We start from the raw sequence: 16743 nt of genomic DNA on the forward strand, positions 1-16743 counted from the left end.
ATAGGCTTCCGTAAGTTCTTCTTTTTCAACAACTTTTGGCTCTTTTTGGGCTGCAAAGTCGCGCCTAAGTTGTTGATTTCATTACCAAAGTTTGGTGGACACCCTCTTGTTCGGTGTGCTTTTCCTGCTACAGTGCAAAAAAGTGCAATTAAGTGGTGAAAAGTGCCCTCAAAGTCCGTTCCCGGGCCTGCGAGGCGCAAAACCAAACTGGGAATCTGTCCGTGTTTCAAGGTGCCTCGTCGCTAAGTCTCGATGCGAAGGGTCGGCTGTCCGTGCCGACCCGGCATCGTGACGTGCTCGCGGCCACCGCAGCGGGCCAGCTCACGATCACCAAACACCCGCATGGCTGCCTGATGGTGTTCCCCCGCCCTGAGTGGGAGAAGTTCCGCGAGCGCATTGCCCAATTGCCCATGTCCGCCCAGTGGTGGAAGCGCATCTTTCTGGGCAATGCGATGGACGTGGAGATGGACGCCACCGGCCGCGTGCTGATTTCCCCCGAGCTGCGCGAGGCGGCCGGTATTTCCAAGGACACCATGCTGCTGGGCATGGGCAACCACTTCGAACTCTGGGACAAGGCCACCTACGACGAGCAGGAGGCCAAGGCCATGCAGGGCGAGATGCCGGATGTCTTCAAGGATTTCTCCTTCTGACCATGACATCCACTCCTTTGCAACACACCACCGTCCTGCTCGAAGAAGCCGTGGACGCCCTGCTGGGCGGCGCGGGCCCCGAGCCTGCGGGCACCTGGGTGGACGGCACCTTCGGGCGGGGAGGGCACTCGCGGCGGATCCTGCTGCGGCTGGGCCCCCAAGGGCGTCTTGTCGCGTTTGACAAGGACCCCGAAGCCATCGCCGAAGCAACGCGCATCACCGATGCGCGTTTTTCCATTCGGCACGAGGGTTTTCGCCATCTGGCCGATTTGCCGCCCGCCAGCGCCGCTGGCGTGCTGATGGACCTGGGCGTGAGTTCGCCCCAGATCGACAGCCCCGAGAGGGGTTTCAGTTTCCGTTTTGACGGCCCGCTGGACATGCGCATGGACACCACGCGCGGCGAAAGCGTGGCCGATTGGTTGGCCACGGCCGAAGTCGGTCAGATTGCGGAGGTGATACGTGACTACGGTGAAGAACGGTTTGCTGGCCCCATTGCAAAGGCGATTGTTGCTCGGCGCGAAGAGCGGGGCCCTCTTGCAACCACCGCCGAACTGGCCGATCTCGTGGCTGGCGCGGTCAAAACCCGCGAGCCGGGCCAGAACCCTGCAACGCGCACATTTCAAGCTCTTCGGATTTTCATCAACGCCGAGCTTGAAGAGCTGCAACAGGCGCTAGAGGCCAGCCTCTCGGTGCTGCAGCCCGGCGGGCGCCTGGTGGTGATCAGCTTTCACTCGCTCGAAGACCGCATCGTCAAGCAGTTCATCGCCAAGCACTCCAAGGAGGTGTACGACCGCCGTGCGCCTTTTGCCAAGCCGCAGGCCATGAAGCTCGTGGCGCTGGACCGCATCAAGCCCTCTGCCGCCGAGGTTGAGGCGAACCCCCGCGCACGCAGCGCGATCATGCGCGTGGCCGAACGCACTGCCACCGTCTGATATGACCCGGCTCAACCTCGTCCTGTTGCTGGCCGTGCTGGCCAGTGCCATCTATCTGGTACACACCCAGTACGAGTCGCGCCGCCTGTTCACTGAACTGGACCGCGCGATTGCCGAGGCGCGCCGCCTGGAAACCGAGCACCAACGCCTGCAGGTGGAAAAACGTGCGCAGGCCACGCCGCTGCGCGTGGAGAAGATTGCCCGCGACCAGCTGAAAATGCGCACGGCCACTCCGGCCATCACGCAGTACGTGTCCGACCCGCAGGGTGCGGCCAGCGCGGCGGCGCAGCCCGGGAGCGCACAGCCATGAGCCGCAGCGTGGTCTACACCGCAAGCCCCCTGCTGGCCAGCAAGACACCGGTCTGGCGCAGCAAGTTCATCGTGGCGATGATCGCGCTGGGCTTTGTGGGCCTGGGCGCGCGTGCGGCCTATGTGCAGGTGTTCGGCAATGCCTTCTTCCAGCGCCAGGGCGAGGTGCGGTTTGCCCGCACGCTGGAGCTGCCCGCCAACCGCGGCAAGATCCTGGACCGCAACGGCCTGATTCTGGCGTCCAGCGTACCGGCGGCCAGCATCTGGGCCATCCCCGAGGATGTGGACCAGGACAAGCCCGAGGTGCGCGCCAAGCTCAAGCAGCTGGCCAAGCTGCTCGACATGCCCCAGGCCGAGCTGATGAAAAAGCTGGCCGACGAGGACAAGACCTTCGTCTGGGTCAAACGCCAGCTCGACTGGGACGTGGGCCAGCAGATCGCCAAGCTCGACATCAAGGGCATCTACCAGCGCAAGGAATACAAGCGCCAGTACCCCGAGGGCGAGGCCGCTGCCCACGTGGTGGGTTTCACCAACGTGGAAGACCATGGCCAGGAAGGCATGGAGCTGGCCTTCAACAAGGACTTGGCGGGCAAGCCGGGCTCGCGCCGGGTGATCAAGGACCGCCTGGGCCGCGTGGTCGAGGGCGTGGGCGAGACTGTGCCGCCGGTGGACGGCAAGGACATGCAGCTGTCCATCGACAGCAAGGTGCAGTTCTTTGCGTACCAGAAGCTGCGCGACCAGGTCACGGCGCACAAGGCCAAGGCGGGCAGCGTGGTGGTGCTCGATGCCCACACGGGCGAGGTGCTGGCACTGGCCAACTACCCCAGCTATGTGCCCGACAAGCGCCAGAACCTGACCGGCGAGCAGCTGCGCAACCGTGCGCTCACCGACACCTTCGAGCCGGGCTCGACCATGAAGCCCATCACCATCGGCCTGGCGCTCGAAAGCGGCCGGGTGCGCCCCGAGACCGTGGTGGACACCACGCCCGGCCGCATCAACATCACGGGCTCCACCATTTCGGACACGCACAACTACGGCGTGCTCACGGTGGAAGGCGTGATCCAGAAATCCAGCAACGTGGGCACCACCAAGCTCGCCATGCAGATGCCCGCGCGCGAGATGTGGGAGACCTTCTCGGCCGCAGGTTTTGGCCAGAAGCCGCAGATCGACTTCCCCGGTGCGGTCAGCGGGCGCCTGCGCCCGTACAAGACCTGGCGCCCGGTGGAGCAGGCCACCATGTCCTATGGCTACGGCCTGTCGGCCAGCCTCTTCCAGATGGCGCGTTCGTACACCGTGTTCGCCAACAGTGGACGCGTGATCCCCGCGACCATGCTCAAGTCCGCGCAGCCTGCCGTGGGCGTGCCCGTGTTCTCCGAACGCACGGCCGACCAGGTGCGCAAGATGCTGCAGATGGCCGCAGGCCCGGGCGGCACGGGCCAGAAGGCGCAGACCGTGGGCTACTCCGTGGGCGGCAAGTCGGGCACGGCACGCAAGCAGGTCGGCAAGAACTACGCCGTGGGCAAGTACCGCGCCTGGTTCACCGGCATGGCGCCCATCGACAAGCCGCGCATCGTGGTGGCCGTGATGATCGACGAGCCCAGCAACGGCGTGTACTACGGCGGCGCCGTGGCCGCGCCGGTGTTCAGCGAAGTGGTGCAGCAGACGCTGCGCATGATGGGCGTGCAGCCCGACATGGCCGTCAAGCCGCAGATCGTGGCCAATGCGGTGGAGGAGTCGCTGTGACGGCCACACCACTGCCCCTGCTCACCTCGGTGCACGACGCCGTGGCCTGGCTGCGCGAGCGTGTCACGGGCACGCTGCAGACCGACAGCCGCCAGATCCGCCCGGGCGATGGTTTCATCGCCTGGCCCGGTGCCGCCACCGACGGCCGCGCGCACATTGGCGATGCGCTGGCACGCGGGGCCGTGGCCTGCCTGGTGGAGCACGAAGGTGCCGAAGCATTTGCGCTGGCGGGGTTGCCCGTTGCCGCACTGCACGGGCTGAAGGCCGCCACGGGACTCATTGCCGCCGACTGGTTCGAGCACCCCACGCAGAGCCTGGACGTGCTCGCCGTGACGGGTACCAATGGCAAGACCAGCACCAGCTGGTGGCTGGCTGAAGCCCTCAATGTGCTATCGAAAAATGAGCTATTCGGGCAAGGTGGTTGCGCGCTGGTAGGCACTTTGGGCATGGGAACGCCCCCAGCGCTCACCAGCACGGGCATGACCACGCCCGACCCGGTCCGCCTGCAGCGCGCGTTCCGCCAGTTTGCCGATGCGGGCCGTGGTGCCTGCGCCATCGAGGCCTCGTCCATTGGTCTCGCCGAACACCGGATGGTGGGCACCCGCATTCGGGTGGCGTTGTTCACCAACTTCACGCAGGACCACCTGGACTACCACGCGGGCATGGCCGCCTACTGGCAAGCCAAGAGCATGCTGTTCGACTGGCCGGGCCTGCAGGCCGCCGTGGTCAACATCGACGATGCACGCGGGGCCGAGCTGCACACCGCGCTCGCCGGGCGCAACCTGGATCTGTGGAGTGTTTCCATCACCGGCCCTGCCCGGCTGGCGGCGCGCGACATCGGCATGGGCGACGGTGGCCTGCGCTTCACCGTGGCCGAAGGTGTGCAGGCGCATGTGCTGCAGACGCGCGTGATCGGGCTGTACAACGTTTCCAACCTGCTGGGCGTGCTGGCCGGGCTGCGCGCGCTGGGCGTGCCGCTGGAGCACGCGCTGTACGCCTGCGCCCAGCTCTCGCCTGTGCCGGGCCGCATGGAGCAGATCCACCAGAGCGGCCAGCCCCTGGTGGCTGTGGACTACGCCCACACGCCCGATGCCCTGGAAAAGGCCCTGCAAGCTTTGCGCCCCATCGCTGCCGAGCGCGGCGGGCAGCTGTGGTGCGTTTTTGGCTGTGGTGGCGACCGCGATGCGGGCAAGCGTCCGCTGATGGGCGCCGTGGCGCAGCAGCAGGCCGACCAGGTGGTCGTGACCAGCGACAACCCGCGCAGCGAAGACCCCGCCGCCATCCTGCACCAGATCCTGCAAGGCACCATTGCCAGCACCGCTGTGCAGGCCGAGCCCGACCGCGCTGCCGCCATCGCCCTGGCCGTGGCCGCTGCCGCGCCTGCCGATGTGGTGCTGATTGCCGGCAAGGGCCATGAAAACACCCAGGAGACGGCGGGTGTGCACCAGCCGTTCTCCGACATGGCCCATGCGCTTGGTGCGCTGCAGGCCCGAGGAGCCCGTCCATGAGCGCCACCCCCGGCACCATGCTCACCCTTCAACAGGCCTGGGCGCTGCTGCAGCCGCAGATCCCCGCCGCGCGCCTGGTGGGCGAGGGCGTCACGGCCCTGGCCCGCGTGCACACCGACACGCGCACCCTGCAGCCGGGCGATTTGTTCGTGGCGCTCAAGGGCGAGCGTTTTGACGCCAATGCCTTCCTGGCCGACGCACGCGCCGGGGGCGCTGCAGCGGCCATTGCCCATGGCGGCCTCGCGGCAGCGGGCCTGCCGGGCATTGAGGTGCCCGACAGCCTGGCCGCCCTGGGGGCGCTGGCCACGGGCTGGCGCGCGCAGTTCAACCTGCCACTGATCGGTGTGACGGGCAGCAACGGCAAGACCACGGTGACGCAGATGATTGCGTCCATCCTGCGCGCCTGGCAGGGCGAGGCAGCCTTTGCCACCCAGGGCAATTTCAATAACGACATTGGCGTGCCGCTGATGCTGCTGTGCCTCACGCCCGTACACCGCGCCGCCGTGATCGAGATGGGCATGAACCACCCGGGCGAAATTGCCCAGCTCGCTGCCATGGCGCGGCCCACGGTGGCGCTGGTCAACAACGCGCAGCGCGAGCACCTGGAGTTCATGCACACCGTCGAGGCCGTGGCACGCGAGAACGGCTCGGTGTTTGCCAGCCTGCCCGCCGATGGCGTGGCGGTGTTCCCGGCGGGCGATGCCTACACGGGCCTGTGGCAGTCGCTGGCATTGGCGCAGCCGGGCCGCCGCGCACTCACGTTTGGCGAGGGCGGCGATGTCCGCTGCGCGCGCGCTGCCTGGGAGCGTGGCGCCTGGGCGGTCGCCATTGCCACGCCCCGGGGTGAAGTCGCCACCCGCCTGCACATTGCCGGCCGCCACAACGTGACCAACGCCCTGGCCGCCACCGCCTGCGCGCTGGCCGCGGGCGCACCGCTGGCCGCCATTGCCCAGGGGCTGCGCGACTTCACGCCCGTCAAGGGCCGCTCGCGCGCGTTCAGCGTGGCGGTGGCGGGCCGCGAGGTCACGGTGGTGGACGACACCTACAACGCCAACCCCGACTCCATGCGCGCCGCCATCGAGGTGCTGGCCGAACTGCCCGGCCCGCAGTTGCTGGTGATGGGCGACATGGGTGAGGTGGGCGACCAGGGGCCGGAGTTTCACGCAGAGGCCGGGGCACTCGCCCACTCGGCGGGTATTCCTCTGCTGTTTGCGCTGGGTGCGCAGTCGGTGCACGCGGCTTCGGCCTACGGCAGCGGCGCCCGGCATTTCAACGAGATGGGCGCACTGCTGGATGCGGTGCGCCAGGCCCTGCCCACGGTGGGCAGCGTGCTGGTCAAGGGATCGCGATTCATGAAGATGGAACAGGTGGTGGGTGCCATTGCCGCCGCTGCACCACCCACAGAACAACAAAAGACGATGGAATCACCGGAGGGACCCCATGGCGCAACACATTGACATTGCCCGCGTGGTGCCCGCCCTGGCCGGAGGTGCCGCATGCTGCTGATGCTGTCGCAATGGCTGCAAGGGCTGTCGCCCGAGTTCGGCTTTTTCCGCGTGTTCCAGTACCTCACCTTCCGTGCGGTGATGGCGGCCATGACGGCGCTGCTCATCGGCCTGGTGGCGGGCCCCAAGGTGATCCGCATCCTCACATCGCTCAAGATCGGCCAGCCCATCCGGGGCTACGCCATGCAGTCGCACCTGTCCAAGAGCGGCACGCCCACCATGGGCGGGGTGCTGATCCTGCTGTCGATCGCGATCTCGACCCTGCTGTGGTTTGACCTGTCCAACCGCTTCGTCTGGATCGTGCTCATCGTCACGTTGGGCTTCGGTGCCATTGGATGGGTGGATGACTGGCGCAAGGTGGTCAACAAGGACCCCGAGGGCATGCGCTCGCGCGAGAAGTACTTCTGGCAATCGGTGATCGGCCTGATCGCTGCGCTGTACCTCGCATTCAGCATTTCTGAAAGCTCCAACGCCAAGGTGTGGGAGCTTTTCGTGGCCTGGGTGCAGTCCGGCTTTTCGCTCGACCTGCCCCCCAAGGCCGGGTTGCAGCTGCCGTTCTTCAAGGAGATCAGCTATCCGCTGGGCGTGCTGGGCTTCGTGGTCTTGACCTACCTTGTCATCGTGGGTTCGAGCAACGCGGTGAACCTGACCGACGGCCTGGACGGCCTGGCCATCATGCCCGTGGTGATGGTGGGTTCGGCCCTGGGCGTGTTCGCCTATGTCACCGGCAGCGCGGTGTACTCCAAGTACCTGTTCTTCCCGCACATCCCGGGCTCGGGCGAACTGTTGATCTTCTGCGCGGCCATGGCCGGTGCGGGCCTGGCGTTTTTGTGGTTCAACGCCCACCCTGCGCAGGTGTTCATGGGCGACGTGGGCGCGCTCGCGCTGGGCGGCGCGCTGGGCACCATCGCCGTGATCGTGCGTCAAGAGATTGTGCTGGCCATCATGGGCGGCATCTTTGTGGTCGAGGCCCTGTCTGTGATGCTGCAGGTGACCTGGTTCAAGTACACCAAGAAGCGCTATGGCGAAGGCCGTCGTCTGCTGAAGATGGCGCCGCTGCACCACCATTTTGAAAAGAGCGGCTGGAAGGAAACGCAGGTCGTCGTGCGCTTCTGGATCATCACCATGCTGCTGTGCCTGATTGGCCTGTCCACCCTGAAACTGCGATGAACCCGAACGATCCCTCCACCGTCCCTGGCACTCCGGATGTGCCTGAGGCCACGCCGATCGAGGCGGGGCTGGGGGTGGGCGCGCCCGGTGCTGCAAGCGTCGGGCCCACGCCCGATGGGATGGCGCCGCCCGAGTTGCCCACAACTCCGGCCGCCGAAGCGGATGTAGATGCCAGTGTGGATACGGACATGGGCCAGCCCGAAGAGCCGGCTCTTGAACTGAAGCCTTCTTCCGATACCGAGGCTCCATCGCCCGCCACCGAGGCCCCTGCCGCCACGGCCCCAGCCCCCAGCGCCGCCTGGAACCCTGAGGCCGTGCCTGCCGTCTCGGCGGCCAAGGCCGCTGCCGATTTTGTGGCGCAGATTTTTGCCGAGGTGTCTGCTCCCGAAGGGCCCGCCGCTGCCGAGCCCGATGCCGTGCAAGACGCGGACGTGGGGGAGGAAGCCGCACCCGCGGAACCCCTGGTGAGCGCCGCGGAGGCCATGGCCCAGCTGCTGCAGGGCCAGAACATCCTGATCCTGGGCCTGGGGGCCTCGGGCATGGCCATGGCACGCTGGTGTGTGCGCTGCGGGGCACAGGTCACCGTGGCCGACACCCGCGCCGCCCCACCCCAACTGCCTGCGCTGCAGCAGGAGATGCCCCAGGTCCGCTTTGTGGCAGGCGCCTTTGATGCCAGCTTGGTCGTGGGGCAGAACCTGCAGGCCGTCTACCGCTCGCCCGGGCTGAGTCCACAGCAGGTTGCTCCTGTTTTGGGAGCTGCTGAGGCAAATGGGATGCGCGCAGGGGGCGAATTGAGCTTGTACTCCGATGCGCTGGCCGCGCTGCGCGCCTCGCATGCGTACGCGCCTGCGGTGCTGGCCATCACCGGCACCAACGGCAAGACCACCGTGACCTCGCTCACCGGGCAGCTGGTGGAGCGCGCCGGCAAAAGCGTGGCGGTGGCGGGCAACATCGGCCCCACGCTGCTGGACACGCTGGCCACGCACCTGGATGCGGGCACGCTGCCCGAGGTGTGGGTGCTGGAGCTGTCGAGCTTCCAGCTCGATGGCGTCACCGGTTTCGAGCCCACGGCCGCTACCGTGCTCAACATCACCCAGGATCACCTGGACTGGCACGGCAGCATCGAGGCCTATGCGGCCGCCAAGGCCCGCATCTTCGGCCAGACCGGGCTCATGGTGCTGAACCGCGAAGACAGCGCTGTGATGGGCATGCTGCCCCCGCCCGTCAAGGTCAAGCTGCAAAAGCCCCAGGTGCGTGCCCACATCACCTTTGGTGCCGACATGCCCCGGCGCCCGGGCGACTTCGGCATCGAGGTCGTGAGCGGCATGCCCTGGCTGGTGCGCGCCATGGACGCTGACGAAACCCGCAAGCGCGGCCGCAATGAGGTGGAGGAAGACCTGCACATCCAGCGGCTCATGCCCGCCGATGCGTTGCGCATCCGGGGCCGCCACAACGCCACCAATGCACTCGCTGCACTGGCCCTGGCCTCGGCCACCGGCTGCCCGCTGGCGCCCATGCTGTACGGCCTGCGCGAATACCGGGGTGAACCCCACCGTGTGGAGCCCGTGGCCATCATCCAGGGCGTCGAGTATTTCGACGACAGCAAGGGCACCAACGTGGGCGCCACGGCGGCCGCCCTGGTCGGGCTGGGCGCTGAGCGCCGCCTGGTGGTCATTCTGGGCGGCGAGGGCAAGGGGCAGGACTTTGCACCGCTGGCTGCCCCCGTGGCGCGCTATGCGCGCGCCGTGGTGCTGATCGGCCGCGATGCGCCCCTGATCCGCACCGCGCTGCAGGACACCGGCGTGGCGCTGCTGGACGCCGCCACGCTGCCCGAGGCCGTGGCACTGGCCACCCAGCGCGCCCATGCGGGCGACGCGGTGCTGATGTCGCCCGCCTGTGCCAGTTTTGACATGTTCAAGGACTACGAACACCGTGCCCAGGTTTTCTGCGACACGGTGCGGTCCATGGCCGACGATGCCGGCCAGTCGGCGGAGGGCATGGCATGACCGCACCCGCCAGCAACCTCTTGCAACGCCTGACCGGCTGGTTCGGCGGCCTGCCCGGCAAGGCGGCCGATGTGCTGCCCGTGCGTGTGGGCGGCACCGAATACCGCCAGTCGTCCAGCACGCCCGCGAGTGTGCTGGGCTTTGACCAGACCCTGCTGTGGGTGGTGGTGGCGCTGCTCGCCTGGGGGCTGGTGATGGTGTACTCGGCGTCGATTGCGATGCCGGACAACCCCCGGTTTGCCAACTACTCGCCCACCCATTTCCTCACACGCCACATGATGTATCTGGTGGTAGGTTTTGTGGCGGCGCTGCTGGCGTTCCAGGTGCCCATGGCGCTGTGGGAGCGGGTCGCGCCCTGGCTGTTTGTGGTGGCGCTGCTGCTTTTGGTGGCGGTGCTGATCCCCGGTGTGGGCAAGGTGGTCAATGGGGCGCGGCGCTGGCTGTCCATCGGGCCCATTGGTTTCCAGCCCTCTGAGGTGGCCAAGTTTGCCGTGCTCATCTACGCGGCTGACTACATGGTGCGCAAGATGGAGGTGAAGGAACGCTTCTTCCGCGCCGTGCTGCCCATGGGCGCGGCCGTGGCCATCGTGGGGGTGCTGCTGCTGGCCGAGCCCGACATGGGCGCCTTCATGGTGGTGGCGGTGATCGCCATGGGCATCCTGTTCCTGGGTGGCGTCAATGCCCGCATGTTCTTCCTGATCGCAGGCGTTCTGGTGGGCGCTTTCGCCATCATGATCGCCAGCTCGCCCTGGCGGCGTGAGCGCGTGTTTGCCTACCTCGATCCGTTCAGCGAACAGCACGCGCTGGGCAAGGGCTACCAGCTGTCGCACTCGCTGATCGCCATCGGGCGGGGCGAGATTTTTGGCGTGGGCCTGGGCGGCAGTGTGGAAAAGCTGCACTGGCTGCCAGAGGCCCACACCGACTTCCTGCTGGCCGTGATTGGCGAGGAATTTGGTCTGGTGGGTGTGCTGGCCCTCATCGTGCTGTTCTTCTGGATGATCCGCCGCATCATGCACATCGGCCGCCAGGCGATTGCGCTGGACCGCGTGTTCTCCGGCCTCGTCGCGCAGGGCGTGGCGATCTGGATCGGCTTCCAGGCCTTCATCAACATGGGCGTGAACCTGGGCGCCTTGCCGACCAAGGGGCTCACGCTGCCGCTGATGAGTTTTGGCGGGTCGGCGATCCTGATGAATCTCGTGGCGCTGGCAGTGGTTCTCAGGGTGGACTATGAAAACAAGCTTCTCATGCGCGGAGGCCGCGTATGAGCGCGCAGAAGACCGCCCTCATCATGGCCGGCGGCACCGGCGGCCACATCTTCCCCGGCCTTGCCGTGGCCGAAGAGCTGCGCGCACGTGGCTGGCGCGTGCACTGGCTGGGCGCGCCTGGCAGCATGGAGTCGCGCATCGTGCCGCAGCACGGTTTTGCGCTGGAACTCATCGATTTTTCGGGTGTGCGCGGCAAAGGCATCGCTACGCTGGCCCTGCTGCCGCTGCGCCTGCTGCGCGCGTTCTGGCAGGCGCTGCAGGTGGTGCGCCGCGTCAAGCCCGATGTGGTGGTGGGCCTGGGTGGCTACATCACCTTTCCGGGCGGGATGATGGGCGTGCTGGCGGGCAAGCCCCTGGTGCTGCACGAGCAGAACTCGGTGGCCGGCATGGCCAACAAGGTGCTGGCTGGAGTGGCCGACCGCGTGTTCACCGCCTTTCCCAATGTGTTCAAGCAGGGGCAGTGGGTGGGCAACCCGCTGCGCACCGCCTTCACGCAGCAGCCCGGCCCGGCCGAGCGCTTTGCGGGCCGCAGCGGCCCGCTGCGCCTGCTGGTGGTGGGGGGCAGTCTGGGCGCGCGTGCGCTCAACGAGATCGTGCCGCAGGCCGTGGCGTTGATGCCTGCCGAAAAACGGCCCACCGTGGTCCACCAGAGCGGCGCCACGCAGATCGACGCCTTGCGCGCCAACTATGCGGCGGCCGGGGTCGAGGCCGAATGCACGCCGTTCATCGACGACACGGCCAGCGCGTTTGCCACCGCCGACATCATCGTCTGCCGTGCCGGTGCCAGCACCGTGACCGAAATTGCCGCCGTGGGCGCCGCATCCATCTTTGTGCCCTTCCCCTCGGCCGTGGACGACCACCAGACCACCAACGCGCAGTTCCTCGTGGATGCGGGCGGCGGCTGGCTGGTGCAGCAGCGCGACCTCACGCCCGAAGGGCTGTCGCGGATGCTATTGAATTTAGAGCGCTCCACGTTGGTGGATAGCGCGCAGAAGGCCAAAAACATGCAAAAAATCAACGCCACCCGCGAAGTGGTGACTGCCTGCGAGGAGTTGGCCCAACCATGAAACACGCCATTCGCCACATCCACTTTGTCGGCCTGGGCGGCGCCGGCATGAGCGGCATCGCCGAGGTGCTGTTCAACCTGGGCTACCGCATCTCGGGCTCGGACCTGGCCGACAGTGCCACGCTGCGCCGCCTGCAGGGCCTGGGCATCCAGACCTGCCTGGGCCATGCTGCGGCGCACATCGACGGAGCGGATGCCGTGGTCACGTCCACCGCGGTCACACCCGACAACCCCGAAGTGCTGGCCGCACGCGAGAAGAAGATTCCCGTGGTGCCGCGCGCACTCATGCTGGCCGAGCTGATGCGCCTCAAGCAGGGCATTGCCATTGCGGGCACACACGGCAAGACCACCACCACCAGTCTCGTGACCAGCGTGCTGGCCGAGGCCGGGCTGGACCCGACCTTTGTCATCGGCGGCAAGCTCAACAGCGCGGGCGCCAATGCCAAGCTGGGCAGCGGCGACTACATCGTGGTCGAGGCCGATGAGTCCGACGCGTCGTTCCTGAACCTGCTGCCTGTGATGGCGGTGGTCACCAACATCGACGCCGACCACATGGAGACCTACGGCCACGACTTCGGCCGGCTCAAGGGCGCGTTTGTCGATTTCCTGCACCGCATGCCGTTCTACGGCACGGCCATCCTGTGTGTGGACAGCCCGGCCGTGCGCGACATCCTGCAGAGCGTGACCTGCCCGATCACCAGCTACGGCTTCTCGGAAGACGCCCAGGTGCGCGCCATCAATGTGCGCGCCGAGGCAGGCCAGATGCGCTTCACGGTGCAGCGGCGCAACGGCGTCACGCTGCCCGACATGGAGATCGTGCTCAACCTCGCGGGCGAACACAACGTGCTCAATGCGCTGTCGGCCATTGCCGTGGCGGTGGAGCTGAACATCCCCGACGAAGCCGTGCAGCGCGCGCTGGCAGGCTTCAAGGGCGTGGGCCGGCGCTTCCAGAGCTATGGCGAACTGCCCGCGAAGGACGGCGGTACGTTCACCGTGATCGACGACTATGGCCACCACCCGGTGGAGATGGCCGCCACGCTGGCGGCTGCACGCGGTGCATTCCCGGGGCGCCGCCTGGTGCTGGCCTTTCAGCCGCACCGCTACAGCCGCACGCGCGACTGTTTCGAAGATTTTGTCAAGGTCATCGGCAACGCCGACGCCGTGCTGCTGACCGAAGTGTACGCAGCGGGCGAGGCGCCTGTGGTCGCGGCTGACGGCCGTTCTCTGGCCCGCGCATTGCGCGTGGCGGGCCGGGTGGAGCCCGTGTTCATCGACAACGTGGCCGACCTGCCCCAGGCCATCGCCGACAACGCCAAGGATGGCGACGTGGTGATGTGCATGGGGGCCGGCTCCATCGGTGCAGTGCCGGGCAAGGTGGTAGATTTGCTACAAAATAGTGAGCTTAAAGCGCTGAAGGGGAGAGCGGTATGACCTCTTTTGATTCCAATATTGATGTGAAATCCCTGGGCAAGGTGGCCGTGCTCATGGGCGGCGACTCGGCCGAGCGCGAGGTCTCGCTCATGTCGGGCAGCGGCGTGCTGCAGGCGCTGCGCTCGCGCGGGGTGGATGCCCATGCCTTCGACCCGGCGCAGAACGCGCTGGGCGACCTGAAGCGCGACGGCTATGCGCGCTGCTTCATCGCACTGCATGGTCGCCATGGCGAAGACGGCACGGTGCAGGGCGCGCTCGAACTGCTGGGTATCCCGTACACCGGCCCGGGCGTGATGGCGTCCAGCATCGCCATGGACAAGGTCATGACCAAGCGGGTGTGGCTGGCCGAGGGCCTGCCCACGCCCCGCTACATGTGGCTGGCCCCCGACCGGCAGCAGCGCGAAGTGGTGCGTACCGTACCGGACGAGCTGGGCCTGCCGCTCATCGTCAAACCGCCCCGCGAAGGATCGTCCATCGGCGTGACCAAGGTGCGCGGCTATTCGGACATGCAGGAGGCCGTGCAGCTGTCGGCCCAGTACGACCCCGACGTGTTGTGCGAGGAATTCATTGAGGGTGAAGAAGTCACCTGCCCCGTGCTGGGCCAGGGCGCCGGTGCCCGCGCGTTGCCGGTGATCCGCATCGTGGCGCCTGATGGTGCCTACGACTACCAGAACAAATACTTCACCGACGATGTGAAGTACCAGTGCCCGAGCGGCCTGCCCGAAGCCGAGGAGCGCGAGATCCAGCGCATCGTGCTGGAGGCCTACCGCGCGCTTGGCTGCCGGGGCTGGGGCCGTGCCGACCTGATGATCCGCGCCAGCGACCGCAAGCCTTTCTTGCTGGAGATGAACACCTCGCCGGGCATGACGGGCCACTCGCTTGTGCCCATGTCGGCAAGGGCCTCGGGCATCAGCTACGAAGAACTGTGCCTGCGCATTCTGGCGAGCGCGGCATTGGATACGCCCGCAAGGCCAAAGGCTGTCTGATGACCAGCACCCTGCCCGCACCCCTGGACGTCAAGCTCATGAACCTGACCGCGTCGGTCCTGTTCGTGGGCTTCGCCCTGGCCGTGCTGGCAGCGGGGGCCTGGTGGGTGCTGCGCTATCCGGGCTTTGCGATTGCGCGCATCGTGGTGCAGGGCGAGCTGGTGCACAACAACGCCGTCACGCTGCGGGCCAATGTGGGGCCGCACCTGGTGGGCAACTTCTTCACGGTGGACCTGCGCACCGCCCGCGAGGCCTTCGAGCAGGTTCCCTGGGTGCGCAGCGCCCAGGTGCGCCGTGTGTACCCCGCCAGCCTGCGGGTGGAGCTGCAGGAGCATGACGCTGTGGCGTTCTGGGGGCCGGAATCCGGCTCGGCCATGGTCAACAGCCACGGCGAGGTGTTCGAGGCCAACGTGGGTGATGTCGAGCAGGAGGGATTGCCGCGGCTGCTCGGCCCCCAGGGCTCATCTGCCGAGGCTCTGAAGATGGTGGGGCTGCTGCAGCCCGTTTTCCGGCCGCTGGGGCTGGAGGTGGAAGAGCTGGAGCTCACTGGCCGGGGTGGCTGGCGTGCGCGGCTGGACAGCGATGCCGTGGTGGAGCTGGGCGGTGGCACCCCCGAAGAGGTGGTGCAGCGCACGCAGCGGTTTGCGCGCACGCTGACCCAGGTGGCGGCGCAGTACGGGCGGCGTGTGGATGCGCTGGAGTCGGCCGACTTGCGCCACGCCGGGGGTTATGCGCTGCGGTTGCGGGGTGTCACTACGGTGATCCCGGACGCCGCAGGGGCCGTGGCGGGTGCCACCGGCGGTGTGCGCAGGAGGTGATGCGATGCGGTGCAGCAAGGCAACACAAAGTGCGGGGCAGGCCATCGGGCGGTTGAGCACGCGGTGGGATGGTCAGCGGGACAGAACAGAAAAGGGCAGAGGCTGATATGGCAAGAGAGTACAAAGACGTGGTGGTGGGGCTCGACATCGGCACGGCCAAGGTCATGGCCGTGGTGGCCGAGGTGCTGCCCGGCGGCGAGCTGAAACTGGCTGGCCTGGGCGTGGCGCCCAGCAACGGCCTCAAGCGTGGCGTGGTGGTGAACATCGACGCCACGGTGCAGAGCATCCAGCAGGCGCTGAAAGAAGCCGAGCTGATGGCCGACTGCAAGATCCAGCGCGTGTACACCGGCATCACCGGCAGCCATATCCGGGGGCTCAACTCCAGCGGCATGGTGGCGGTGAAGGACAAGGAAGTCACGTCCGCCGACGTGGCGCGTGTGGTCGAAACCGCCAAGGCCATCAACATCAGCAGCGACCAGCGCCTGCTGCTGGTGGAGCCGCAAGAGTTTGTGATCGACGGGCAGGATGTGAAGGAACCCATCGGCATGAGCGGCATCCGCCTCGAAGCCAAGATCCACATCGTGACCGGCGCACAGAGCGCGGCCGAGAACATCATCAAGTGCGTGCGCCGTTGCGGCCTGGAGGTCGAGCAGCTCATGCTGAACCCGCTGGCCAGCAGCCAGGCCGTGCTGACCGACGACGAGCGCGAACTGGGTGTGGTGGTGGTGGACATCGGCGCGGGCACGACCGACGTGGCCATCTTTACGGGCGGCGCGATTCGCCACACGGCGGTGATCCCGATTGCGGGCGATCTCATCACCAGCGACATCGCCATGGCGCTGCGCACCCCCACCAAGGACGCCGAAGACATCAAGGTCGAAAGCGGCTATGCCAAGCAATTGCTGGCCGACCCAGAAGCTCAAGTGGAAGTGCCGGGTCTGGGCGACCGCAGCCCGCGCATGCTGAGCAAGCAGGCGCTGGCCGGTGTGATTGAGCCGCGCGTGGAAGAAATCTTCTCGCTCGTGCAGCAGGTGGTGCGCGAGTCGGGCTATGAAGAAGTGCTGTCGTCGGGCATCGTGCTCACGGGCGGCAGCTCGGTGATGCCCGGCATGATCGAACTGGGCGAGGACATCTTCCTCAAGCCCGTGCGGCGGGGCATTCCCAAGTATTCCAGCGCGCTGGCGGACATGGTGGCCCAGCCCCGTGCGGCCACGGTCATGGGGCTCTTGGAAGAAGCCCGGCTGGCGCGCCTGCGCGGCTTCAAGGTGGCGCAAAAGAGCGGGTCCATGAAGACTGCGTTCGGGCGCTTTAAAGATTTCATCGTGGGGAATTTCTGACCATGAAATACCCACTC

At 66.9% G+C, this 16743-nt stretch carries 14 protein-coding genes; all 14 read left to right on the top strand.

Annotated elements, in window-relative coordinates:
- Nucleotides 1-221 precede the first annotated feature (221 nt).
- The 14 genes from mraZ to ftsA all read left to right on the top strand — a co-directional run bounded on the left by mraZ (nt 222) and on the right by ftsA (nt 16726).
- On the top strand, nt 222-650 hold the full coding sequence (gene mraZ / locus AC07Z7_RS06125) for a division/cell wall cluster transcriptional repressor MraZ (protein ID WP_063460073.1): 429 nt from the start codon (nt 222-224) through the stop codon (nt 648-650).
- Between the two features lie 2 nt (nt 651-652).
- Nucleotides 653-1582 carry a 16S rRNA (cytosine(1402)-N(4))-methyltransferase RsmH gene (gene rsmH / locus AC07Z7_RS06130; protein WP_094288663.1) on the top strand — a complete coding sequence of 310 codons (930 nt, stop codon included), beginning with the start codon at nt 653-655 and terminating at the stop codon, nt 1580-1582.
- A 1-nt stretch (nt 1583) separates the two neighbouring features.
- Nucleotides 1584-1892: a cell division protein FtsL gene (ftsL, locus tag AC07Z7_RS06135; RefSeq protein WP_494765680.1), complete on the top strand. Its 309-nt coding sequence runs from the start codon at nt 1584-1586 to the stop codon at nt 1890-1892.
- On the top strand, nt 1889-3634 hold the full coding sequence (locus AC07Z7_RS06140) for a peptidoglycan D,D-transpeptidase FtsI family protein (protein ID WP_494765681.1): 1746 nt from the start codon (nt 1889-1891) through the stop codon (nt 3632-3634). Before ftsL ends, AC07Z7_RS06140 begins: the two co-directional genes overlap by 4 nt.
- Entirely contained in the window at nt 3631-5142 is a 1512-nt protein-coding gene (locus AC07Z7_RS06145) for a UDP-N-acetylmuramoyl-L-alanyl-D-glutamate--2,6-diaminopimelate ligase (protein ID WP_240515655.1), read from the top strand. Before AC07Z7_RS06140 ends, AC07Z7_RS06145 begins: the two co-directional genes overlap by 4 nt.
- A 17-nt stretch (nt 5143-5159) precedes the next feature.
- On the top strand, nt 5160-6599 hold the full coding sequence (locus AC07Z7_RS06150; RefSeq protein ID WP_494765716.1) for a UDP-N-acetylmuramoyl-tripeptide--D-alanyl-D-alanine ligase: 1440 nt from the start codon (nt 5160-5162) through the stop codon (nt 6597-6599).
- A gap of 39 nt (nt 6600-6638) precedes the next feature.
- Complete coding sequence (gene mraY, locus AC07Z7_RS06155) at nt 6639-7817, top strand: phospho-N-acetylmuramoyl-pentapeptide-transferase (protein WP_094288654.1); 1179 nt, start codon at nt 6639-6641, stop codon at nt 7815-7817.
- Nucleotides 7814-9823, top strand: a complete 2010-nt coding sequence (gene murD / locus AC07Z7_RS06160; RefSeq protein WP_494765682.1) for a UDP-N-acetylmuramoyl-L-alanine--D-glutamate ligase — start codon at nt 7814-7816, stop codon at nt 9821-9823. The genes mraY and murD overlap by 4 nt, the downstream gene beginning before the upstream one ends.
- Nucleotides 9820-11088: a putative lipid II flippase FtsW gene (ftsW, locus tag AC07Z7_RS06165; protein WP_094288650.1), complete on the top strand. Its 1269-nt coding sequence runs from the start codon at nt 9820-9822 to the stop codon at nt 11086-11088. Before murD ends, ftsW begins: the two co-directional genes overlap by 4 nt.
- Nucleotides 11085-12155 (top strand): undecaprenyldiphospho-muramoylpentapeptide beta-N-acetylglucosaminyltransferase, encoded by a 1071-nt coding sequence (murG, locus tag AC07Z7_RS06170; protein WP_494765683.1) that lies wholly within the window; start codon nt 11085-11087, stop codon nt 12153-12155. The genes ftsW and murG overlap by 4 nt, the downstream gene beginning before the upstream one ends.
- Complete coding sequence (gene murC, locus AC07Z7_RS06175) at nt 12152-13585, top strand: UDP-N-acetylmuramate--L-alanine ligase (RefSeq protein WP_494765684.1); 1434 nt, start codon at nt 12152-12154, stop codon at nt 13583-13585. Before murG ends, murC begins: the two co-directional genes overlap by 4 nt.
- Complete coding sequence (locus tag AC07Z7_RS06180; protein WP_494765685.1) at nt 13582-14571, top strand: D-alanine--D-alanine ligase; 990 nt, start codon at nt 13582-13584, stop codon at nt 14569-14571. Before murC ends, AC07Z7_RS06180 begins: the two co-directional genes overlap by 4 nt.
- Nucleotides 14571-15389, top strand: coding sequence for a cell division protein FtsQ/DivIB (locus AC07Z7_RS06185; protein WP_094288641.1), 819 nt, complete (start codon nt 14571-14573; stop codon nt 15387-15389). Before AC07Z7_RS06180 ends, AC07Z7_RS06185 begins: the two co-directional genes overlap by 1 nt.
- 107 nt (nt 15390-15496) lie before the next feature.
- Nucleotides 15497-16726 carry a cell division protein FtsA gene (ftsA, locus tag AC07Z7_RS06190; protein WP_063460085.1) on the top strand — a complete coding sequence of 410 codons (1230 nt, stop codon included), beginning with the start codon at nt 15497-15499 and terminating at the stop codon, nt 16724-16726.
- The last annotated feature ends 17 nt before the right edge of the window (nt 16727-16743 follow it).

This window comes from Acidovorax sp. GW101-11A03, assembly GCF_059424825.1.